The following is a 21,820-nucleotide window of genomic DNA, read 5'->3' as shown; positions in this document are numbered from 1 at the left end:
GTACCCGTTACCCGGGTACGGCGTTCGGTCATGTCACGGCAGCGAACGGCGGTGCGACGGTGTCCTTGGGGGAGCGGACGTAGGTGAGAGGCGCGCCGTCGCGGCCGACGGTCGGCCAGTCGATGGCCAGCGTGGCGTCGAAAGCGTCGACGTCCCTGTCGAATTCGGGGGTGTACTCGAGCGAACACAGATAGGTGACCGTCGACTGGTCCTCCAGCGACAGGATGGCGTGCCCGAGGCCCTCGGAGAGGAAGACCGAACGGCGGTCGACGTCGTCGAGCAGCACGCTGTCCCAGCGCCCGTAGGTGGGCGAGCCGGGCCGCAGATCGACCACCACGTCGAGGAACGCCCCCCGCACGCAGGTGACGTATTTGGCCTGCCCCGGCGGGTCCTCGGTGTAGTGGATGCCGCGCAGCACGCCCGCGGCGGAGACCGAGCAGTTCACCTGGCACAGTTCGAACGGGCGGCCGGTGGCCTTCTCGAACTCCGACGCCTTGAACGATTCGACGAAAGCGCCGCGCTCGTCACGGAACTGGCGCGGGGTGACCACCCACGCGCCCGGCACCGCGAGTTCCCGGATGTCCATGCTCACCAATCCCGTCCGCGTTCGAGCAGATCGAGCAGATACCCGCCGTAACCGGACCGGACCAACGGCTCGGCGCGGGTGCGCAACTCGTCGTCGTCGATATACCCCATTCGCCAGGCGACCTCCTCGGGAACGCCGATCTTGAGGCCCTGGCGCTCTTCGATGGTGCGCACATAGTTCGCGGCGTCGAGCAGCGAGTCGAAGGTGCCGGTGTCGAGCCAGGCCGTACCGCGGGCGAGGACGTCGACGCGCAGCCGGTCCTGTTCGAGGTAGGCGCGGTTGATATCGGTGATCTCGTATTCCCCGCGCGCCGAGGGCCGCAGCCCGCGCGCGATCTCCACCACGTCGTTGTCGTAGAAGTACAGCCCGGGGATGGCGTAGTTGGAGCGCGGCGTCTTGGGTTTCTCCTCGATCGATACCGCACGCCCGTCGGCGAATTCGACCACGCCGTAGGCGGTCGGATCCGAGACCCAGTAGGCGAATACCGCGCCGCCGCTCAGCCCGGCGAACCTGTTCAGGCTGGTGCCGAGGCCGGGACCGTGGAAGATATTGTCGCCGAGTACCAGTGCCGCGCATTCGCTGCCGATGTGGTCGGCGCCGAGAACGAACGCGCGGGCCAGGCCGTCCGGTGCGGGCTGCACGACGTAGCTGATCGAGATGCCGTACCGACTACCGTCGCCGAGCAGGCGGCCGAAGGCATCGGCGTCCTCGGGCGTGGTGATGACGAGGACATCCCTGATACCGGCGAGCATCAGGGTGGACAGCGGGTAGTAGACCATGGGTTTGTCGTAGACCGGGACCAGTTGTTTGCTGACCCCGCGCGTGATCGGGTGCAACCGCGATCCGGTGCCGCCCGCCAAGATGATTCCGCGCATGCCCAGGAGTCTGCCAGCCGCGCCCGTTTCGGAGTCGGGGAGGTTCCGACTGGCCTACGAATTCATCACGAAGGTTTCGCGATGAGGTGTGTCGGGGCGATTCTGTTGCATAGGTCACGATGACATGGTGTTCTGTAATGGCCGTGTTCTGAATGAACGCTTCATTCGAAACACCGTGTTTGATGTCAGCGTCGACATCGTCCCGGAGCAACCGGCCGGGCCGCATCGGCGCGCCGAGTCGAAGTAGGTGTCCGATGGCAGGCGAAACCGGTGTCGTCATCAATCCGGCTGGTCCCAGTGCGTCGGCGCGGGTGCTGCTCGCCGCTTGTCGCGGTGTGGTGCGGCCGATCCTGCGGGTCGCCCCGATCACCCGTACGACCATTCCGATCGGCGCGTTCGCCATCGACAATCTCGCGAGACTGCGGCCGCGACCGCGCGGTATCGATCGCGAGCAGGTGAGTTTCGGCGGTTTCCGCATGGAGATCATCCGCCCGTCCGGCGCGGCCCGCGCGCTGCGGCACGGCGCCGTGCTCTACATGCACGGCGGCGGGTTCGCGATCTGCGGTCTGGAGACCCATCGCCCGGTCGCCGCCAGTCTGGCCAGGCGCACCGGACTGCCCGTGGTCAATGTCGCCTACCGTCAGCTGCCCGGTCGAAGCATCACCCAGTCGGTCCAGGACTGCATGACCGCCTACCGCTGGCTGCTGCGGCACGGCGCCGATCCGGCCCGCGTCGTCTTCGCGGGTGATTCGGCGGGCGGATATCTCGCCTTCGCCTGCGCGCTCGCCGCGATCGAATCGGGTCTGCCCGGTCCGGCCGGACTGATCGGTTTCAGTCCGCTGCTCGATCTGGACTACATCGCCAAGCGGGACTACATGAACGTCATCCGCGATCCCTACCTGCCGCTGGCGGCATTGCGCACGGTGGCCATGCTCGGCGCCGAGGTGGACGGTGCGCTCGATCCGATGCTGTCGCCGGTGAACGGCGCGCTCGCGGATCTGCCGCCGGTGCTGCTGATCGCCGCCGAGGACGAAATGCTGCGCTACGACTGCGAACTGATGGCGCGCAGGCTCACCGCGGCGGGTGTCCCGAACACCCTCGAACTGTGGCGCGGTCAGGTCCACGCCTTCACGAGTATCGCGCCGAACCTGCCCGAGGGCAGGGCCGCGCTGGGGCGGGCGGCGCGATTCGTCCGCACCGTCATCGAGACCTCGCACCGAGCTCGGACGGCCTGACCACGGTCGGCCGGACGAGTCGAACCCCGCCCCGAAGATTCGGGGCGGGGTTCTCCGTCTGAATTCAGTTGTGCCGCGAGCGATCTCTACGGCGCGTCAGGCCTGAGCCCAGCGATCTACTTGGCCGCAGGCGGCGCGACGAACGGCGCGGTGGTGGTGGCGAAGTACTGGAGCGCGGCGGCGATCGCGACCGGGGCGGTCACGAAGATCTGGCCGACGATGGTGCCGAGGAAGCCGACGGCGCTGGCGCCGATGAGGCAGCCGACAGCGGCGGCCGGGATGAACGGGCCGAACAGGCCGACGATGGTGGCCGAGGCGACGGTGCCCGCCGTGACCGCACCGACGACACAGCCGATCGCGCCGCCGCTGAGGCCGCCGACCAGGGTGCCGATGGTGGCGCCGACGCTGATGGTGTCCTTCAGACGGTTGAACGCCGCGAGCTCACGGTCGTACTCGTTCTTCCAGGGCGCCTTCTCCTCGTAGGGGAGGGCGACCGGCTTGTAGACGGCCTTGTCCAGGTCGACCTGCGGGGTCAGGGTCGCGGTGTTACCGGCGATCTCCGCGGCGATCGGGAATTCGAACTCGTCGACCCGGAACTTCAGCTCGGTGCCGGCGACGACGGTGCCGTCGGCGGCCTTGACCTTCAGGGTGTCATTTTCCACGACGATGGAACCGGAGTCGGTGGTGATGATCGACTGGGTGTCGGTGGCGTGCGCGGTGAAATTGACGGAACCATCGGTGGACGGCGCAGCCGGGGCCGCGTTGACAGCACCGGCGGTGACGCCGATAGCGGCGATCAGCAGCGCCGAGGTGACGGCGAATTTCCTCATCAGCATGTGGTTCTCAACCTCGATGTAAAGCGTTCGGAGGGGACCTGCTGATAGAAATCGAGACCAGCTAACGCGTGGTGAACCGACCGTGACCGACAATTCAAATCTTGTTCACCATAAAGACTTGCGGTTTGGTGGGTTCGTTGAAATATGCACTGTGAACAGGGTTTTCCCGACCCGAGTGGGCCCGTGCTCGTCGCCTTGCCTCCAGGTAGTGTGATGAAGGTCACACCTCTGGAATGATTGATTTCTTCGATCCAGGTCGCGGCCATCCGGCGACGTAACCCGCTGTGGCCCACGTAAGGTCATGGGTGTGCGATTGCTCGTAACAGGCGGTGCCGGGTTCATCGGCGCGAATTTCGTCCAGCAGACAGTCCTCGAACGGTCCGACGTGACGGTGACCGTCCTCGACGCGTTGACCTATGCGGGCAACAAGGCGTCGCTGGATTCGGTGGCGGACCGGATCGATTTCGTGCACGGCGATATCGCCGATCTGGATCTGGTCGACGAACTCGTCAGCGGTGTGGACGCGGTCGTGCACTTCGCCGCCGAATCGCACAACGACAATTCGCTGTCGGAACCGTGGCCCTTCGTCCAGACCAATATCGTCGGAACGTATTCGCTGCTACAGGCCGTGCGCAGGCATGACGTCAGATATCACCACATCTCCACCGACGAGGTCTACGGCGATCTCGACGCGGACGATCCGGCCTTCACCGAAGCGACCCCCTACAATCCGTCGAGTCCGTATTCGGCTACCAAAGCATCCAGTGACCTGCTGGTTCGTGCCTGGACGCGCTCCTTCGGCGTGCGTGCCACGCTGTCCAACTGCAGTAACAACTACGGTCCGTACCAGCACGTGGAGAAGTTCATTCCACGCCAGATCACCAATCTGATCGACGGCGTTCGTCCGCGGCTCTACGGCGCGGGCCATCAAATACGCGACTGGATTCACGTCGACGATCACAATCGCGCGGTGTGGGCCATTCTGGAAAATGGACAAATCGGTCGGACATATCTGATCGGCGCCGACGGCGAACTCGACAACAAATCGGTCGTGCGCATGCTGCTCGAGGCTTTCGGTCGTGATCCCGACGATTTCGACCACGTCACCGATCGACCCGGCCACGATCAGCGCTACGCGATCGACGCGAGTCTGCTGCGCACCGAACTCGGCTGGACACCGCGATACGGCGACTTCCGCGCCGGACTCGACGCGACCATCGCCTGGTACCGCGACAACGAATCATGGTGGCGTCCCGACAAGGCGGGCACCGAACGCGCCTACGCCCAGGCGGGCGAGCGGACCCTCGGGACCGAGTAGTCCCCCGCCCCCGGCCTGAGCGCGAGGCCGGGGGCGGGGGCGGCTCAGCCCCAGACGATGGCGTGGTACTTCGCCAGCGCGGCGATCAGCCCGACCGTCGACGCCGCGATCACCGTGACGGCGGGTCCCCAGGTGGGCGTCCTGCCCTCGGAATCGGTGAGCCGCAACGATATCCACCGCAGCAGCACGGCGACGCCAAGGATGGCCAGCGGCACGAAATAGCGCCCCTGCACACCGTCGATGATGTAGTACCCGACCGGTGTGAACGACATGTACAGCGTCACGTAGATCATCGCGACGCTGGCGGCCACCGTCAGCGCGACGATCACGGTGCGGCGCGTGGTCGCCGTCGCGGTATTCATGCGCTCGGCGACGCCGACGCTCACCGCGAAGGCGAGCAGGCAGGCCAACACCGAGATGGCGGGCACGTCGATATAGGCGAAACCGAGTTCACCGAAGAACTGCGTGAACCAGCGCTGATCCCGGTAGACGATGCTGTCGCCGAAGGTCGAGACGAATTGCGGGAGATCGCCGAGGATTTCGCTCAGCTGATCACCCGGGCGCACCGATTTCCACTGGTGCTCCGGACGCATCAGGCCCATACCGTCGCCGGTCGGCGCCGCGATCTTCATCCAGACCGCGAACGCCAGCGCGCCCGTGGCCGCGAAAGCCCACGGGATCCACCGGCGCGCGCCGGTGAAACCGAACCGGTCGGCGGGCACGACGACGACCAGCATCGCCAGCAGGACGTAGGTCGGCTTGCTGACCGGAAGCAGCACCGTCGCGGCGAGCAGGGCGGTGGTCTCTACGCCGCGCAGCCGCTCGCCGAGGAACAGGCCCTTCACCAGCAGCACCGAAACCAGGATCGCGAGCGCGTTGGTCAGCGTGTCGGCGGTGACGGTGCCCGCCTGGAACACCGCGATGGGCAGTACCGCGACGGCGAACGCCAGCCACTGCACCCGGTGTGCCCGCAGAGTCCACAGCGCGAATCCGACCACCGCGAGATAGGCGAGCAGGCCAGCCAGCCTGGTCAGCGACACCAGGCCGCCGACATCGAGACCGGTCACCTCCGCGATCCGGATCCCGAGGGCCGCGGGCAGATACGGCACCGGCGAGTAGGCGGCGGTATTGGTGAACCAGACGGGTTCGACCGCGTCGCCGACCGCGGCGTCCTTCAACCGGTCGTAGACGGCAGGGTCCTCGATCATCGGATCGGGCTCTTGGGGGTTGCTGGTGTAGTCACGCAGCGCGTAACCCATCAGTTCCGTCACGCTGACGGGAACGTCGCCGCCGTAGGCGACACCGCGGGTGTCATCGATGCGCTGGGGGAGTACGCCGCCGTGCGCGACCTGGTAGGCGCGGCCGAACTGGGTGATCTCGTCATGTCCCCAGAAGGGCGGGGTCACCACGGCGAACAGCGCGCCGAAGATTGCGGCGATCAGGGTGAACGCCAGGGTCGCCGCGCCGAAGCGGGCGACCAGCGGTGCGCCGTAGCGTTGCGCGGATCGGCGGACACCCGAGCCGATCCGGGGTTTCGGCTCGGCTTTCACCGTGTCGGGTCGTGTCGACTCGGCCTTCGCCGTATCGGATCTCTTCGCGCCGTTGCCGTTCGAGTCCGCGTGCGACGTTTCCGACACGGAATCGCCCGATTCGGTGTTCGGCGCGGGATCTGCGGAGGTGGTCACCGCGTGACTCCGCCGGTGGGTTCGTCACCACCAGGCCGGATCGCCCGCACGTCGTCCGAGCCGACCGCGGAATAGCGCAGGTAGACCAATCGGGCGGCCTCGTGCCGCGAGCGGCGGATGCCGTCGAGGATCAGGCCCGCCGTCCACGCCAGGCTGCCGAGCAGCAACAGTGTGAAACCGAGGAAGAGTGTGGGGAATCGGGGCACTTCGTGGGTGTTGTAGAACTCGATCACGATCGGAATGGTCAGCACGATCGAGATGAGCCAGCTCAGCGTTCCGGCGAGGCCGTAGAACGCGACCGGCCGCTCGTGCCTGGCCAATCCGATGATCAGCGCCAGAATCTTGAAACCGTCGTGATAGGTGCGCAGTTTCGACTCACTGCCCGCGGGGCGATCGCGGAAGCCGACGGGTACCGCGGTGTGCGGCACCCGCAGGTGTAGTGAATGCACCGTGAGTTCTGTTTCGATCTCGAATTCACGCGATACCGCAGGAAAGCTCTTCACGAATCGACGGGAGAACACCCGGAAACCGCTGAGCATATCTTCGACATTCTCGCCGAATACCTTGCCGACCACTCCGTTGAGCACCCGGTTACCGGTTTCGTGGCCGGTGCGATACGCGGTTCCGGTCTCGTCCTGTTTGCGCACGCCGAGTACGTGATCGAAGGGACCGTCCAGCAGGGTCTTGATCATCAGCGGCGCGGCCGACGCCTCGTAGGTGTCGTCGCCGTCGATCATCAGATAGATATCGGCCTCGATATCGGCGAAGGCGCGGCGGACCACATTGCCTTTGCCTTTGGTGTGCTCGTGTCGCACGATCGCACCGGCTTCCCGGGCCCGCTCGGCGGTGTTGTCGGTGCTGAGATTGTCGTAGACGTAAACGACGATTCCCGGCACGGCGGCCTGCAGGTCGGCGACGACCTTGGCGACCGAAGCCTCTTCGTTGTGGCACGGGACCACGGCGGCAATGCGAAGCTCGGTGGAATCCACCCGGGTCAATCCTCGATGTCGGCGGTGAATGGGAACACCGGGAGGGTACAGGGCAACGGGGTACGGCGCGCATCCGGTCGGCTCGGCCACGGGCCGCGTGTGTCGAGCCCGATGGGGTACCGTCGCCCGGTGTCCTACCCCGAACAGCCCGTGTCGGTTCCGCGACGGTCGGGGTCCGCGTCGCAACCGCCGCCGACGCCGGAGGCGGGAGCTCCCGCGTCGCGGTTGATCGCGGGTCTGCGTCAGGGCGCGGCGTTCCTCGTCGTCGGAGCGATCGGATTCCTGGTCGACGCGGGCACCTACAACCTGCTGGTCTTCTGGGGCGGCGAGGGTGTTCTGCATCACGCTCCGTTGCAGGCCAAGATCATCGCGATCGCGGTCGCGACCGTCGTCACCTATTTCGGCAACAAGTGGTGGACCTTCTCCCACAAGCAGACCGAGAATCCGGGCCGGGAATACCTGCTCTACGCGGTATCCAACGTGGCCGCGATCGGCCTCCAGTTGGGCTGCCTGGGTTTTTCCCGCTATGTTCTCGATCTTTCTTCACCGCTGTCGGACAACATCTCCGGAACTCTGATCGGCCAGATCGTCGCCGTCGTCTTCCGGTATTGGGCCTATGACAAATTCGTGTTCACCGGAAAATCCGAGAAATCGGACGAGGCCGAGGCATTGCGCGCCCCGGAGAGCCGGAATCAGGCATAGGGTGAACGCGGTGTACGGGTACGGAGTTGGTCGTCGCATGACCGATCCGACCGGATCATCCGGTCGCTGGGCGGGCAGGCCAAGGCGCGGATTGATATCCTCGGCCCCGCCGCGATCGGCGTCAAGGGGCGTGTCTGCCCCGTCGGCACAGTAAGGATTTCGAGGAACTTCATGGAGCAGTCGGCTACCCAGGCCGTTACCGAAACGAACGACCGCGCCGAATCAGCGCCGGCCTCGCTGCGCGGCGACCACCGCGCGCCCGATCGGCTGGTTTTGCAGCGTGGAATCTTCACCGGACCTTCGGCCAAGGTCAGCGACGAGCTGTACGCCGTGGTCAAAGGTCGCGGACACCGCGAACGTTTGGCCCTGCGCCTGGAGAAGGGCGCGACGGCGCACACCAACACCTACTTCGGCCGCTTCGCCGCGGCCTACTGGCAACGCTGGACCACCGTCACCGAAGTGCGCACCACCATGGTGCTCGATGTGGTCGGCAAGGCGAACGTCCGGCTGGTCGCCTCCGACATCGCCGGGCACCGCCGGATCATCCAGACCACCAAGGTCACCGCGAGCGGTCCGGTGACGCTGAGCGCGCCGTTGGACCAGTACGTCGACGGCGGCGCGCTGTGGCTCGAATTCGACGCGCTCGGCGGCGACCTCGGCATCACCGAGCTGACCTGGACCTCGGTCGCGCCCGAGCGGGTCCGCCCGGTCGCCATCGCGATCTGCACCTTCAACCGGGCCGCCGACTGCGCCGAGACGGTGGCCGCGCTGGCCTCCGACGCGACCGTGCTCGCCGCCATCGACGCGGTCTACGTGGTCGACCAGGGCACCGACCTGGTGCAGGACCGGCCGCGGTTCCAGGAGACCCGCCCGATCTTCGGCGACAAACTCCGCTACATCCGTCAGCCGAACCTCGGCGGCGCGGGCGGTTTCACCCGCGGGCTCTACGAAGTGTCCTCCGCCAACGAGCACGCCGACGTCATCCTGATGGACGACGACATCCTGTGCGAACCGGAGACGGTGCTGCGGCTCAACGCCTTCGCCAACTCCACCGTGGAACCGATGCTGGTCGGCGCGCAGATGCTGTTCCTGCTCAACCCGGACTACCTGAACGTCGGCGCCGAAGAGGTGCACCTGCACGAGCTCAAGCACGGGCAGAAGGTGTCCAAGGCGCTGCGCAACACCAGCATGCTCAAGAAGAATCAGGAGCGGCGCGTCGACGCGGGCTACAACGCCTGGTGGACCTGCTTGATCCCGGCCGAAGTCGTCGCCGAGATCGGCCTGCCGGTCCCGATCTTCTTCCAGTGGGACGACGTCGAATACGGCGTCCGCGCCAGGAAGCACGGTTTTCCGACCGTCACCCTGCCGAACGCGGCCGTGTGGCACGCCGACTTCTACTGGAAGGACTACGACGACTGGGCGCGCTACTTCAGCACCCGCAACTCGCTCATCGTCGGTTCACTGCACACGGATCTGGACGGCAAGGCGATCACCCGCAAACTGTTCCGCGATCTGGCTGAACAGTTGGTCGCCATGCAGTACGGCCTCGTGCACACCACCCTTCAGGGCATCGAGGATTTCCTCGAGGGACCGAAGATCCTGCGTGACGGCGGTATCGCCGCGCTGGCCGAGGCGCGCACCAGCCGTGCCGACTACGCCGAGACGATCAAGCATCCGGCCGCGACACCGCCGGTGCCCTCCGCGGACATCCAGATCCGTCGCGCGGGCGGTGAACCGAGCCGGACCATGCTCGTACTCGTCAAGCGGGCCGTCAACCAGTGGTTCGGTCGCACCCAGCACGGTCTGATCGGGGTGACCCGCGAGGATGCCTACTGGTGGCATGTCTCGCTGTTCGACCACGTCGTCGTCACCGACGCCTCGCAATCGGGCGTCCGGATCCGCCGCCGCGACAAGGCGCGTGCCCGCGCCCTGCTGCTGCGCACCATCCGCGTACTGCGTCGCCTGCGTGACGAACTTCCCGCGCTCCAGGAGCAGTACCGCACCGCCATGCCCGAACTCACCAGCCGTTCGAACTGGGAACGGCTGTACGGGCTCGAGGCGGACTGATCGAGCGGGAACCGGTGGCCGTGCCGAGGGGCGCGGCTACCGGGACTCTCAGAGGAACAGGTCGGTGGTCAGCGGCCCGTCGCCGGGGGTGACGCGGTACTTGTCCAGGTCGGTGATGCCGTGGGCGGCGAGCACATCGTCATCGATGAAGAAATTGCCCGTCGTCTTCTCCGCGGGCGAGGTCAGCACCAGGTAGGCCGCGTCGGCATAGATATCGGGGGTGCGCGATGTCGCGATCATCTCCTTGCCGCCGAGCAGGAATTCGACCGCCGCGGTGGCGATGGTGGTGCGCGGCCACAGCGAGTTCACGCCGATGCCGTCGTTCTTGAGCTCCTCGGCCAGGCCGAGCGTGGTGAGCGACATGCCGTATTTGGCGATGGTGTAACCCAGCGAGGAACCCGCCCATTTCGGGTCCAGGTTCAGCGGCGGCGAGAGGGTGAGGATGTGGGGATTGTTCCCCGCCTTCGCCGAGGCCCGCAGATGCGGGATGCTGAGTTTCGAGAGTAGGAAGCTGCCCCGGCAGTTGATGTCCTGCATCAGGTCGTACTTCTTCATCGAGATCGCGTCGGTGGGCGATAGATCGATGGCGGAGGCATTGTTGACCACGAGGTCGATCCCGCCGAAGCGCTCGACGGTCTGACGCACGGCCTCGGCCACGGACTCGTCGATACGCACATCGCCGACGAACGCCAGCACCTGGCCGCCTGCCGCTTCCACTTCCGCCGCCGCGGTGTGGATGGTGCCGGGGAGCTTGGGATGCGGCTGATCGGTCTTGGCGATCAGGGTGATGTTCGCGCCGTCCGCCGCCGCGCGCTTGGCGATCTCGAGACCGATGCCGCGGCTACCGCCCGACATGATCAGCGTCTTGCCCGCGAGCGGCTTCGATGCCGGTTCCGTCATTACCTGCTCCTGTCGTATGTGCCGCAGGTCGACAGATGCCCGCGGCCTTCCGCGCTTTGCACACTAAGCGTAGACCACGACCCTATGCAACTAGTTGCATAGGGTTTGCGGGCTGCCCGCCACGCGGCGCGAAGACCGGAGAACGGGCGTCGGACCCGCGAGGCCCGACGCCCGTCCGAATCAGACGCCCGTCCGAATCAGACCGAGGCCGCCAGCGCGAGCACGAACATCAGCACCGTGAACAGCGCGACGATCGCGAGCGGAAGCCAGACCAGGAGAATGCCCGGTGTCTTCTGCGGCCCGAACCCGATCGCGCCCTTGAGGAAGAACACGGCCGGGGGCTTGTAGTAGACCCGTGTGCCCGGCCCGGGGCCGACCTGGACCGGCATCTCACCCGGGCCCATGTCGAACAGCCACGGGGTGGCGATCCAGACGTGGTAGGTACCGGGACCGACCGGAATATGGTTGTCGCCCCACCTGGTGTTCGGCACCTGCTGACCGTTGATCTTGATCTTCGGCTTGACCAGCAGCCCGAGCAGGAACGCCGTCCACACGTAGGACGTGTTCACCGTGATGCCCGGCGGCGGGGGCGGACCCTGCTGCTGCCCCTGCTGTTGCCCGAATTGCCCCGGCGGACCGCCGAATTGCGGCGCGGGCTGCTGCCCGAACTGCTGCGGCTGCCCGCCGAAGGGCTGCCCGTACGGCTGCTGCACCTGCTGGTGCGGCGCGGACTGCCCGTAGGGCTGCGGCGCCTGCTGATGCGGAGCCGACTGCCCGTACGGCTGGGGAACCTGCTGGTGCGGAGCCGATTGTCCGTACGGCTGGGGAACCTGCTGGTGCGGCGCGGATTGTCCGTAGGGCTGCGGTGCCTGCTGGTGCGGAGCCGACTGCCCGTAGGGCTGCGGCGGCACCTGCTGGTGCTGCGGCGACGACTGCCCGTACGGCTGCGGCGCGTTGTTCGGCTGACCCGCCTGCTGACCGGGTGCCCCCGGCCACTGTCCGGGCTGCGGCTGGCCCTGAGGCGGATTTCCGCCGGGGTAACTCATCCATCTCTCCCAGGATCGCGTGTGTGCGTGCCGAATCTACCGTGGTTCCCCACGATCAGCGGCGCGAGCTCCGGTCCCGGTAGTTGCGGCGCTGCTGTTTGGTGATGTCCTTCCACACCCGTTCCCGCTCGGCCTGCAAACGCTTGTCGGTACGCGCGCGCATCCACTCGTTCTCCTTGGCGAGCTTGCGGTAACTCTCCAGCCGCCGCTCGGTCAGTTCACCGCTGTCGATGGCCGCGCGAACAGCGCATCCCGGCTCGCTCCGGTGCGCGCAGTCACCGAATCGGCAGCGCCCCGCGAAGGATTCGATATCGCTGAAGGTTCGTTCGATGCCTTCGGAGGCATCCCAGAGCCCGATGCCGCGCAGTCCGGGGGTATCGATGAGCGTGCCGCCGCCGGGCAGCGGGCGCAGTTCGCGATGCACCGTGGTGTGCCTGCCCTTCTTGTCGCCCGCGCGCACCGCGTTGGTCGCGAACACCTCCGCGCCGAGCAGCGCGTTCGCGAGCGTGGATTTACCCGCGCCCGACGGTCCGATCAACGCGACGGTGCCCTCCAGCGTCGCGGTGAGCACGTCGAGGCCGACCCCGGTCGTCGCGCTCACCGCCAGCGTGACGGCGCCCGGTGCGACCGCCCGTACCTCGTCGAGCGGAACATTTTCCGCCGCATCGGCTTTGGTGAGCACCACGATCGGCTGCGCGTTGCTCTCCCAGGCCAGGGCGAGCATCCGCTCGATCCGGTTGAGATCCACATCGCCGTCCGCAGCGGTACAGATCAGCACCGTATCGACATTGGCGGCGAGGACATGTCCTTCGGATCTCCCGGACACCGAGGAACGGACGATGGCCGAACGTCGCGGCAGCAACTGGCGCACATTCGACTGCTGGTCGATGCCGACCCAGTCGCCGGTGCACAGTCCGCTGAGCTCGGAATCCGAACGCGGACACCGCGCCCTGACGATTCCGGTGAAGGTCGCGACATCGCATTCGCCGCGGTCCATGCGGATCACGCGCGCCGGCACGCATCCGTCGGTGAGGATTCGTTCGTATTCGTCGGAGAGGGCTTCGTTCAAGCCGTAGGGAATGAGGTCGTTCTCGACCATGGGTAGGTGTAGTCCTTCTGCGGGCGCCGAGCCCGGCAGGACTCAGCGAGAAAGTTTCGAGGTGGAATTCCATGTGGCGGCGCGCGTGTGCGCGGCTCGACCGGACACGACAATCCGAGCGTTGACCTTCATGACTCCACCTCCTCGTCTCTCTCGCTGGTGCACACACTCTCGCACGACCCCGAAACCCACGCAACGCATTTTCTACCTGCGACGATTCCGCGCCGCGCGCGTTCGGTTCGACCTACTTCTCGGGGGACTGCGGATCGGGCGGCTGTTTGTCGGGCTTGCCGAACTGCTCGTGCCGTCCGAGCGAGCGCAGATGGAACCATTCGCGCAGACCCGCCGGATCGCGCCGGGTCACCAGGAAGAACCAGGAGAAGCGAATCCATTCCTGCGGCAACAGCTTCCGCATGCCGGGCTGCGCCATCAGGTAACCGCGATTGCGGTAGGTGAAATAGCGCTTCACCGGGTCGTCCGGGTACTGCGTGTGCATCCGGCCGCCGAGGATCGGCTTGAATTCCTCCGCGCCGTTGGGGTGCAGATAGGCGGTCTGCAAGCAGGTGCCGAACGGCAGACCGGAACGGACCAGCCTGCGGTGCACTTCCACCTCGTCGCCGCGCACGAACAGCCGCAGATCGGGAACGCCGATCAGATCGACCGCCTTCGCGGAGATCAGCGCGCCGTTGAACAGCGAGGCGATACCGGGTAGGAAATCCTCCTCGCCCAGTTCCGACCGCAGCCGCCGCCACACCACACCGCGGCGCAGCGGGAAGGCCAGCCGATCCGGCTCGTCGATATCGCAGACGACCGGCGAGACCTCGGCCAAGCCGTATTTCGCCGCGCAATCCAGCAGGATCGACAGCACCTCGGCCCCCTCGGGCCTGCCGTCGTCGTCGGCCAGCCACACCCAATCCGCGCCCTGGGTGAGCGCGTGCAGGATGCCGAGCGCGAAACCGCCCGCGCCGCCGAGGTTGTGGGCCGAACCGAGATAGGTGGATTCGATGGGCTGCTCGCGCACCAACTCCGCGACCTCGGGCTCGTTACCGTTGTCGATCACGATCAGGTGATTCACCGGCCGGGACTGCGCGGCGAGTACTTTCAGCGATTCGGCGAGCAGTTCGCGCCGCTTGTGCGTGACGACGACGGCGATGATCCGCGCGTCGGGGCCGGTTCCCGCCTCGGGCTGCACCAGCGAGACGTCCAACAGCGGTGGATAGTCGTCGTCGGAGTCGACCGGGTTCGACACCCCTGCATCGATCGGGACATCGCTCCCGGTCGGCTCGTTCATGTCGGGTTGCGCTCCAGTTCTCGTTCGTCCGATTTCTCGCCGTGCGCCGCCAATTCCCGCGTGCGCTCGGCACCCAATTCCCGCAGCACCGTGGCGACGTGATTGCCCGCTTCCGGTCCTTCGTAGGCGCGCACCACCTCTTCGATACCGCCGCGCAGCCGGATCTGCCCGTGGTCGATCCACAGCGCGGAATCGCAGAGTTGCGCGAGGAATTCGTTGGAATGGCTGGCGAACACCAGGATGCCGGAACGCGCGACCAGTTCCTGCAATCGCAGCCGCGCCTTCTTCATGAATTCCGCGTCGACCGCGCCGATGCCCTCGTCCAGCAGCAGGATCTCCGGATCGATCGAGGTGACCACACCCATCGCCAGCCGCACCCGCATACCGGTGGAATAGGTCCGCAGCGGCATCGACAGGTATTCGCCGAGTTCGGTGAAGTCGGCGATCTCCTCGATCTTGGACAGCATCTGCTTGCGGGTCTGACCGAGGAAAAGCCCGCGGATGATGATGTTCTCGTAGCCGGAGATCTCCGGGTCCATGCCGACGCCGAGGTCGAAGACCGGCGCGACCCGTCCTCGGATGCGGGCACTGCCGCGCGAGGGCTCGTAGATCCCCGAGAGCAGTCGCAGCAGCGTCGATTTACCCGCGCCGTTGTGGCCGACCAACCCGACCCGGTCGCCTTCCTTGAGCGCGAGATTGATATCGCGCAGCGCCTCGACGACGACCACATCGGACTGGTTGCGTCCGATCGCGCCGCCCGCCTTACCGAGGAAGGCCTTCTTCAACGACCGCGATTTCGCGTCGAAGATCGGGAATTCGACCCATGCCTGATGGGTTTCGATACTCACCTGAGAGGTCACCGGGGAGCCTCCTCAAACCCAGTAGGGAACGCGCGAACGGAACTGTTTCATCGCCAGCACCGCGATGATCCAGCCGACCACGGTGATCGTGCCGACGATCACCCAGTGCCGCAGCGCCTGCGGCTCACCCAGCAGGGGCGCCCGGACGATCTCGAGATAGTGGAAGGTCGGGATGATCTCGACCAGCCGGGCCCGGTCACCCGCGCCCATCTGCGATTGCAGCGATTTGGTCGTCCACATCACCGGCGTCAGCACGAACAGCATCAGCGTGGTGCTGCTCAGGATCGGCGCGATATCGCGGTACCTGGTGCTGAAGATGCCGAAGACGATCGACACCCACATCGCGTTGAGGAACAGCAGCACCATCGCGGGCAGCGCGAGCAGACTCGACCAGCCCAGGTTCTTCCACACGCTGAACGCGACCAGAAGCACCAGGTAGATGACCATATTGTGGGCGAAGAACAGGACCTGCCGCCACACCAGTCGGTAGACGTGCACGCTCAGCGCCGACGGAAGCTGTTTGATCAGGCCCTCGTTGGCGATGAAGACTTCCGAACCCTCGAGAATGCTGGCCGAGATCACGTTCCAGACGATGAGACCGACGGTCACGTAGGGCAGGTATTCGCGCAGCGGCTGGTCGAGCAGTGTCGCGTACAGCACACCCATGGCCGCAGCCTGCAGGCCCGTCGCGATGGTGATCCAGAACGGGCCGAGCACCGAGCGGCGGTAGCGCTGCTTGATGTCCTGCCAGCCGAGCGACAGCCATAGCTCGCGCTGGGTGAGGCCGTCGCGGAAATCCTTGAAGGCGCGCCGGAAGGTCTGCGAGTCCGAGACCAGCGGCTCGGTCGGGACGCCGATCACCGGAGCGCCGGCATCGTCGGCGGTAGTCGAGTCCTCGGTGGTCACCGAATTCTCTTCTTCCGATCCACGGGTGTCCTCTGCTCCAGCAGATTCCACCGAGCTGTCATCTGAACGCACTTGGCTCTCTTCAGGACGCACCGTACTCACATCGGAGTCGGGTCGAGCGGCAGCGGCGGGCACGGTGCACGACACTACCTGTCCCGAATCCCGTGCGGACCCGCTGGTGCATATACGATCGCGCCGGATTTCGCGACCCCCCGGGCCGTGCGAGCACTACAAGTACTGACCGGAGCCGCCGGTGACATGGTCCGGTCGGCCGCCGCGCGTATCCGCCGTCTGCAACCCCGGCGGCAGCGCGCCCTGGCGCATCTGTTCCAGTTGCGCCCGCGCCGCCATCTGCTGGGCGAACAGCGCCGTCTGGATGCCGTGGAACAGGCCCTCGAGCCAGCCGACCAGCTGGGCCTGGGCGATCCGCAGTTCGGCGTCGGAGGGAATCGCCTCGTCGGTGAAGGGCAGGGTCAGCCGCTCGAGTTCGTCGCGCAGTTCGGGGGCGAGGCCCTGTTCCAGCTCGCGGACCGACGAGCGGTGGATCTCGCGCAGGCGGGTGCGGCTGGCGTCGTCGAGGGGAGCCGCGCGCACCTCCTCCAGCAACTGCTTGATCATGGTGCCGATGCGCATCACCTTCGCGGGCTGCTCCACCATGTCGGCGAGTGATTCGCCCGCGTCGTCGCGATCGCCCTGGTCGTCGGATTTCTTCCCGGTTCCGGACACCACCTGACCGGTCAGCGGTGTGCCCGCGTCGGCGGGGATGACGAGGTGCTGTCCGTCGGGACCGACCACGACGATGGAATCGGGTGACTCATCCGAGTGCGTCATGATCTCCATCATGTCGAATCCGGGTCGATCGCGCTAAGGCGGGAGTCGGGCACACCGGGCCGACCGAGCTGTTCGCCGGTCGGTGTCTGCGCCGGCCGGTAGCGTCCTAAACTGTTCGGGTCGTCGTATGGTTCGGATTTGTCGAAAGTCGGTTGCCATGCTGAGTCCCAGTTCGCCGCGCCCGGTCACGCCGCCGCGTAACCGGGGGCGATCGCGCTCGTCCGCGCCGGTCGGGGGGAACCTCGGGGGGAACACTGTTACATGGGCTTGCCCACTGCCCTTAGAGTGGCCAGCATGACTTACGACGTCGCGAGGGTTCGGGGCCTGATACCGTCCCTGGGCGACGGCTGGATCCATCTGGATCCGCAGGCAGGCATGCTGGTTCCGGATTCGGTATCCCGTGCCGTGTCAACGGGTTTCCGTACGTCGTCGTTCTCTCATATCGGGCGCAACGGCGCCGCCGTGCGCAGTGCCGCGATCCTGGACGCGGCCCGCGAGGCCGTCGCCGATCTGGTCGGCGGTGATCCGGCGGGCGTGGTGCTCGGTCCCGATCGGGCGGTGTTGCTGGCCTGGCTCGCGGAGTCGCTGAGCTCCCGGCTCGGGCTCGGCACGGGCATCGTGCTGTCCCGTTTGGACGACGAGGCGAATGTCGCGCCGTGGTTGCGGATAGCCAACCGCTACGGCGCCCACGTGCGCTGGGCCGAGGTCGAGATCGAGACCTGCGAGATGCCGTCGTGGCAGTTCGAGGAGCTGATCGGGCCGACGGCGCGGCTGGTCGCCCTCACCGCCGCGTCCCCGATCGTCGGATCGGCCCCCGCCGTGCGGGTGGCGGCGGACCGCGTGCACGAGGTGGGCGGCCTGCTGGTCGCCGACGCGTTCGGCGCGGCGCCGTACGCGCTGATAGATATCGATGAACTCAACGCCGACGTGGTCGCGCTGAGCGCACCGGCGTGGGGCGGCCCGCAGATCGGCGCGCTGGTCTTCCGCGATCCGGCCTTCCTCGACCGCATCCCGTCGATGTCGTTGAATCCCTACGCGAAAGGCGCCGAACGGCTCGAGGTCGGCGGGCACCAGTACGCCCTGCTCGCCGGGCTGACGACGTCCATCGAATTCCTGGCGGGCCTGGACGAGCGTGCCTCGGGTACCCGTCGCGAGCGGCTCGAGATCTCCATCACCTCGCTGCAGGACTATCACGATCAGCTGTTCGAGCACCTGATGGACACCCTGGACAAGATCCCGAATCTGACGGTGATCGGCCGCGCGTCCACCCGCATCCCGACGGTCAGTTTCACCCTGTCGGGCATGCAGGCCGAGAAGGTCGCGGCCAAACTCGCCGACGCCCGCATCGGCACCCTCAGCGGCGTGCACGGCGGCAGCCGCCTGCTCGACGCGCTCGGCGTCAACGATGAAGGCGGCGCGGTGACCGTCGGCCTGGCCCCGTACACGACCAAATTCGAGATCGACCAGCTCGGCCGGGCGCTCGCCGCCCTCGAGTAGGCACCGCCCTCGGGGCTGCCCTCGAATAGACACTGCCTCTCGGACGGTGCCCGCGGCGATCCTCAGTCCCGCACGCGCAGCGTGACCTTGCCGAATGCCTCCGACGATTCGAGTAACCGGTGCGCGTCCGCCGCTTCGGCGATCGGCAGTTCCGCGTGGATGACCGGCACGATGGCGCCGTCGGTGACCAGCGGCCACAGCTGCGCGCGTACCTCGGCGATGATCTCGGCCTTGCTGTGCGGACCCGACGCGGGCCTGCCGCGCACGTTCGTCGCGTGCACCGTACCCCATTTCGCCAGCAACGCACCGAGATTGAGTTCCGCGGTGACACCGCCCTGCATACCGATGATCACCAGATGCCCGTGCGCGGCCAGCGCGTCGACATTGCGCGCCAGATAGGCCGCGCCCATGTTGTCGAGGATGATGTCCGCGCCGGGGCCGCCCGCGCCCGAGGTCTCGCGGCGTACGGCGGCGACGAAATCGTCGTCGCGGTAGTTGATCAGCACCGTCGCGCCGAGTTCCTTGCAGCGCTGCAATTTCTCGGGCGAACCGGCCGTGACCGCCACCCGCGCGCCCCGCTGGACCGCCACCTGGATCGCGTGGGTGCCGATGCCACTGCCGCCGCCGTGGATCAGCACCAGCTGACCGGCCCGCAGACCCGCCGTCATCACCAGATTCGACCAGACCGTCGCGGCCACCTCGGGTAGTCCGGCCGCCGCGCCGAGATCGAAATCCTGCGGCACCGGCAGCAACTGGGCGGCAGGCACCACGACGCGTTCGGCGTAACCGCCACCGGACATCAGCGCGCAGACCCGGTCACCGACCTGCCAATCCCGTACGCCCTCGCCGACTTCCGCGATGACGCCCGAACATTCCAGGCCCATGATCTCGCTGGATCCGGGCGGCGGCGAGTAGTAGCCCTGCCGTTGCAGGAGGTCGGCCCGGTTGACGCCCGCCGCCACGACGTCGATGAGCACCTCCGCGTGCCCCGGCTTCGGATCCGGCGTCTCGCCCCACGTCATGACCTCGGGGCCGCCGAAACCGTTCAGCTTGATAGCGCGCACTGCTCCGCCTCTCCGCGACTCGTGTCGCACGTGAGTGTCTCGGCCGTGTCCCGCCGGGCCGCCGCCGGCCGATTCCGGGGCGAGTCACCCGGTCACCGGCGACATCGATTCTTGCGTGCAAAAGGGTACCCGTCCGCCGCACGCGAACCCGTCCGCGTTGCCGGTGCGAATATTGCCGAATTCGCACAGAGCCGAGCCCGGTATGTAATCCCTGGATTTCGATTTGCCCGCCGGGCCGCGCGGATGAGCCGGAGGCGCTACCGTTCCCGGCGTGAGTAATTTCGTCGACTTCCAAAACGAGATCTACCAGGGCGGATCGGTAGGTGACGTGCCCGAATTGCCGATGACGGCAGCGGGTTTGGAGGAACGTGCGGAGCGTGAACTGGAGCGGTCCGCTTTCGCCTATGTCGCGGGCGGCGCCTCGTCCGAGCGGACCGCCGCGGCCAATCGCGCGGCATTCGACCGCTATCGCATCCTGCCGCGAATGTTGCGCGGCACGACCGGACCCGACGCGCGTGATCTGTCGGTGGAAGTACTCGGCACGCGACTGGCCGCGCCGGTGCTCACCGCGCCGATCGGGGTGCTCGAATTGATGCACGACAGCGGCGAGGTGATCGTGGCGGACGTGACGCGAGAACTCGGCATCGGCACCGTCCTCTCCACCGCGGCGTCCACGCCGATCGAGGAGGTCGGCGCGGCCGCGGGCGCCTGGTGGTATCAGCTGTACTGGCCCTCCGACGACGAATTGGCGCGATCCTTCGTCGAGCGCGCCGAGCGCGCCGGGGCCGCCGCGATCGTGGTGACCGTCGACACCCCGACCCTCGGCTGGCGGCCCCGCGATCTCGAGGTCGCGCACCTGCCCTTCCTGCACGGTAAGGGGATCGCCAACTACCTGTCCGACCCGGTATTCCTCGATCGGCTCGCCGCGCCCCCGCACGAGAGCCCCGAGGCGATGCGGGCCGCCGTCCTCGCCTGGCGCGGGGTGTTCGGCAATCACGATCTGCGCCCCTCCGACCTCGCTCACCTGCGGGAATGGACCGATCTGCCGATCGCGGTGAAAGGTGTCATGCACCCGGACGACGCCAGGCAGCTGGTCGACGCGGGAGCGGACGCGATCGTCGTCAGCAATCACGGCGGCCGCCAGGTCGACGGTGCGGTCGCGGCACTGGATGCCCTGCCCGCCGTGATCGCCACCGTAGGCGATCGCGCGGACGTCCTGTTCGACTCCGGCGTGCGCACCGGTTCGGAGATGTTGATCGCCCTGGCACTGGGTGCCAAAGCGGTGCTGTACGGCCGACCGTGGGTGTACGGTCTCGGCCTGGCGGGCCGCGACGGCGTACGGCACGCGCTGCGGATGCTGCTCGCCGATTTCGATTCCGCGCTCGGGCTGTCCGGCTGCGCGACCCCCGCCGAACTGAGCCGCTCCATGATCGTCACCTCCCGCTGAATCGAAAAGTGTTTGTGCTGTTCAACGGCATTAGAATGAATGCGTGGATCTCGAACCGAACCGTCGCGCACCTGCCGAGCCCCGGTGGCTCGACCCGGCGCAGCAACGGGCATGGCGGGCCTACATCGACGGTAACCAGCGGATGAACGCGGCGTTGAACCGGCAGTTGCAGACCGATAGCGACCTCAGCCTCCCCGAGTACCGCATCCTGGTGCTGCTGTCGGAGGCCCCCGACCACCGCCTCCGGATGAGCGAACTCGCGGATGGCGTCCTGTCCTCCCGCAGCAGGCTGACCCACCAGATCCGCAGAATGGAGGACCAGCACCTGGTCCGCCGCAACACCTGCGAGGACGACGGCCGCGGCGTCATCGCCGAACTCACCGAAGAGGGCATGCGCTGCCTCGAAGCCGCCGCCCCCCGCCACGTCGAAGCCGTCCGTCGCGATTTCATCGACCTGCTCACCCCCGATCAACTCGAGGTCATCGCCGACGTCTTCTCCCGCATCGACGCCGCCATCGCCCGCCGCGGCGAGTGACACCACCGCCCATATCTCATTGGGCGTGCCCCCACCCCGCAAGGTAGAGTC

General features: G+C 66.9%; 20 protein-coding genes. 7 read left to right on the top strand and 13 right to left on the bottom strand.

Annotated elements, in window-relative coordinates:
* Positions 1-28: 28 nt before the first annotated feature.
* A complete protein-coding gene (locus DAT37_RS01555) occupies positions 29-586 on the bottom strand; it encodes a dTDP-4-dehydrorhamnose 3,5-epimerase family protein (protein WP_109522834.1) in 558 nt (185 codons plus the stop codon).
* A 2-nt stretch (positions 587-588) separates the two neighbouring features.
* Positions 589-1,461, bottom strand: coding sequence for a glucose-1-phosphate thymidylyltransferase RfbA (gene rfbA, locus DAT37_RS01550; protein WP_109522833.1), 873 nt, complete (start codon positions 1,459-1,461; stop codon positions 589-591).
* A 254-nt stretch (positions 1,462-1,715) separates the two neighbouring features.
* Between rfbA and DAT37_RS01545 the strand changes: the two genes are divergently transcribed.
* On the top strand, positions 1,716-2,696 hold the full coding sequence (locus DAT37_RS01545) for an alpha/beta hydrolase (protein WP_109522832.1): 981 nt from the start codon (positions 1,716-1,718) through the stop codon (positions 2,694-2,696).
* Between the two features lie 116 nt (positions 2,697-2,812).
* Here DAT37_RS01545 and DAT37_RS01540 read toward each other — a convergent pair whose 3' ends face one another.
* Positions 2,813-3,532: a hypothetical protein gene (locus DAT37_RS01540; RefSeq protein WP_109522831.1), complete on the bottom strand. Its 720-nt coding sequence runs from the start codon at positions 3,530-3,532 to the stop codon at positions 2,813-2,815.
* Between the two features lie 307 nt (positions 3,533-3,839).
* Here DAT37_RS01540 and rfbB point away from each other — a divergent pair, with 307 nt between their 5' ends.
* The gene (rfbB, locus tag DAT37_RS01535) at positions 3,840-4,850 is read left to right on the top strand and encodes a dTDP-glucose 4,6-dehydratase (RefSeq protein WP_109523212.1); all 1,011 of its coding nucleotides are present in this window, start codon (positions 3,840-3,842) and stop codon (positions 4,848-4,850) included.
* A 44-nt stretch (positions 4,851-4,894) separates the two neighbouring features.
* Here rfbB and DAT37_RS01530 read toward each other — a convergent pair whose 3' ends face one another.
* On the bottom strand, positions 4,895-6,535 hold the full coding sequence (locus tag DAT37_RS01530) for a DUF2142 domain-containing protein (RefSeq protein ID WP_109522830.1): 1,641 nt from the start codon (positions 6,533-6,535) through the stop codon (positions 4,895-4,897).
* The gene (locus tag DAT37_RS01525; RefSeq protein ID WP_109522829.1) at positions 6,532-7,524 is read right to left on the bottom strand and encodes a glycosyltransferase; all 993 of its coding nucleotides are present in this window, start codon (positions 7,522-7,524) and stop codon (positions 6,532-6,534) included. Before DAT37_RS01525 ends, DAT37_RS01530 begins: the two co-directional genes overlap by 4 nt.
* A gap of 129 nt (positions 7,525-7,653) precedes the next feature.
* Here DAT37_RS01525 and DAT37_RS01520 point away from each other — a divergent pair, with 129 nt between their 5' ends.
* Positions 7,654-8,226 (top strand): GtrA family protein, encoded by a 573-nt coding sequence (locus tag DAT37_RS01520; protein WP_232839433.1) that lies wholly within the window; start codon positions 7,654-7,656, stop codon positions 8,224-8,226.
* Between the two features lie 171 nt (positions 8,227-8,397).
* Positions 8,398-10,293 carry a glycosyltransferase gene (locus DAT37_RS01515; RefSeq protein WP_109522828.1) on the top strand — a complete coding sequence of 632 codons (1,896 nt, stop codon included), beginning with the start codon at positions 8,398-8,400 and terminating at the stop codon, positions 10,291-10,293.
* Positions 10,294-10,341: 48 nt separating this feature from the next.
* On the opposite strand, the gene DAT37_RS01510 is transcribed toward DAT37_RS01515, so the two are convergent.
* The 7 genes from DAT37_RS01510 to DAT37_RS01480 all read right to left on the bottom strand — a co-directional run bounded on the left by DAT37_RS01510 (position 10,342) and on the right by DAT37_RS01480 (position 17,226).
* Positions 10,342-11,193 (bottom strand): SDR family oxidoreductase, encoded by an 852-nt coding sequence (locus tag DAT37_RS01510; RefSeq protein ID WP_109522827.1) that lies wholly within the window; start codon positions 11,191-11,193, stop codon positions 10,342-10,344.
* A gap of 197 nt (positions 11,194-11,390) precedes the next feature.
* Positions 11,391-12,239, bottom strand: coding sequence for a hypothetical protein (locus tag DAT37_RS45215; RefSeq protein ID WP_232839432.1), 849 nt, complete (start codon positions 12,237-12,239; stop codon positions 11,391-11,393).
* 55 nt (positions 12,240-12,294) lie between these two features.
* Positions 12,295-13,338, bottom strand: a complete 1,044-nt coding sequence (rsgA, locus tag DAT37_RS01500) for a ribosome small subunit-dependent GTPase A (protein ID WP_109522826.1) — start codon at positions 13,336-13,338, stop codon at positions 12,295-12,297.
* A 244-nt stretch (positions 13,339-13,582) separates the two neighbouring features.
* Positions 13,583-14,629 carry a galactofuranosyltransferase GlfT1 gene (glfT1, locus tag DAT37_RS01495; protein WP_232839431.1) on the bottom strand — a complete coding sequence of 349 codons (1,047 nt, stop codon included), beginning with the start codon at positions 14,627-14,629 and terminating at the stop codon, positions 13,583-13,585.
* Positions 14,626-15,489 carry a galactan export ABC transporter ATP-binding subunit Wzt/RfbE gene (gene wzt, locus DAT37_RS01490; protein WP_109522825.1) on the bottom strand — a complete coding sequence of 288 codons (864 nt, stop codon included), beginning with the start codon at positions 15,487-15,489 and terminating at the stop codon, positions 14,626-14,628. Before wzt ends, glfT1 begins: the two co-directional genes overlap by 4 nt.
* 12 nt (positions 15,490-15,501) lie before the next feature.
* Positions 15,502-16,350 carry a galactan export ABC transporter permease subunit Wzm/RfbD gene (wzm, locus tag DAT37_RS01485; RefSeq protein WP_408637359.1) on the bottom strand — a complete coding sequence of 283 codons (849 nt, stop codon included), beginning with the start codon at positions 16,348-16,350 and terminating at the stop codon, positions 15,502-15,504.
* Between the two features lie 273 nt (positions 16,351-16,623).
* The gene (locus tag DAT37_RS01480) at positions 16,624-17,226 is read right to left on the bottom strand and encodes a bacterial proteasome activator family protein (RefSeq protein ID WP_198654038.1); all 603 of its coding nucleotides are present in this window, start codon (positions 17,224-17,226) and stop codon (positions 16,624-16,626) included.
* Positions 17,227-17,520: 294 nt separating this feature from the next.
* Here DAT37_RS01480 and DAT37_RS01475 point away from each other — a divergent pair, with 294 nt between their 5' ends.
* Positions 17,521-18,723, top strand: coding sequence for a cysteine desulfurase-like protein (locus DAT37_RS01475; protein ID WP_109522824.1), 1,203 nt, complete (start codon positions 17,521-17,523; stop codon positions 18,721-18,723).
* A gap of 62 nt (positions 18,724-18,785) precedes the next feature.
* On the opposite strand, the gene DAT37_RS01470 is transcribed toward DAT37_RS01475, so the two are convergent.
* Entirely contained in the window at positions 18,786-19,787 is a 1,002-nt protein-coding gene (locus tag DAT37_RS01470) for an NAD(P)H-quinone oxidoreductase (RefSeq protein WP_109522823.1), read from the bottom strand.
* Between the two features lie 271 nt (positions 19,788-20,058).
* On the opposite strand from DAT37_RS01470, the gene DAT37_RS01465 reads away from it, so the two are divergent.
* Together DAT37_RS01465 and DAT37_RS01460 are read left to right on the top strand one after the other, a co-directional pair.
* Positions 20,059-21,234: an alpha-hydroxy-acid oxidizing protein gene (locus DAT37_RS01465; protein WP_232839430.1), complete on the top strand. Its 1,176-nt coding sequence runs from the start codon at positions 20,059-20,061 to the stop codon at positions 21,232-21,234.
* Between the two features lie 43 nt (positions 21,235-21,277).
* Positions 21,278-21,769: a MarR family winged helix-turn-helix transcriptional regulator gene (locus tag DAT37_RS01460; RefSeq protein WP_109522822.1), complete on the top strand. Its 492-nt coding sequence runs from the start codon at positions 21,278-21,280 to the stop codon at positions 21,767-21,769.
* The last annotated feature ends 51 nt before the right edge of the window (positions 21,770-21,820 follow it).

This window comes from Nocardia aurea (assembly GCF_003123685.1).
GTDB classification, from domain to species: domain Bacteria; phylum Actinomycetota; class Actinomycetes; order Mycobacteriales; family Mycobacteriaceae; genus Nocardia; species Nocardia aurea.
Note: the sequence above shows the minus strand (reverse complement) of the source record. Positions and strands in the feature narration are given on the sequence as shown.

Excerpts from the sequence above, each read along its gene's own strand:
- DAT37_RS01555 (WP_109522834.1), bottom strand. The coding sequence starts at position 586 with ATGGACATCCGGGAACTCGCGGTGCCGGGCGCGTGGGTGGTCACCCCG.
- rfbA (WP_109522833.1), bottom strand. The coding sequence starts at position 1,461 with ATGCGCGGAATCATCTTGGCGGGCGGCACCGGATCGCGGTTGCACCCG.
- DAT37_RS01545 (WP_109522832.1), top strand. The coding sequence starts at position 1,716 with ATGGCAGGCGAAACCGGTGTCGTCATCAATCCGGCTGGTCCCAGTGCG.
- DAT37_RS01540 (WP_109522831.1), bottom strand. The coding sequence starts at position 3,532 with ATGCTGATGAGGAAATTCGCCGTCACCTCGGCGCTGCTGATCGCCGCT.
- DAT37_RS01515 (WP_109522828.1), top strand. The coding sequence starts at position 8,398 with ATGGAGCAGTCGGCTACCCAGGCCGTTACCGAAACGAACGACCGCGCC.
- DAT37_RS01510 (WP_109522827.1), bottom strand. The coding sequence starts at position 11,193 with ATGACGGAACCGGCATCGAAGCCGCTCGCGGGCAAGACGCTGATCATG.
- DAT37_RS45215 (WP_232839432.1), bottom strand. The coding sequence starts at position 12,239 with ATGAGTTACCCCGGCGGAAATCCGCCTCAGGGCCAGCCGCAGCCCGGA.
- rsgA (WP_109522826.1), bottom strand. The coding sequence starts at position 13,338 with ATGGTCGAGAACGACCTCATTCCCTACGGCTTGAACGAAGCCCTCTCC.
- glfT1 (WP_232839431.1), bottom strand. The coding sequence starts at position 14,629 with ATGAACGAGCCGACCGGGAGCGATGTCCCGATCGATGCAGGGGTGTCG.
- DAT37_RS01480 (WP_198654038.1), bottom strand. The coding sequence starts at position 17,226 with ATGACGCACTCGGATGAGTCACCCGATTCCATCGTCGTGGTCGGTCCC.
- DAT37_RS01475 (WP_109522824.1), top strand. The coding sequence starts at position 17,521 with ATGACTTACGACGTCGCGAGGGTTCGGGGCCTGATACCGTCCCTGGGC.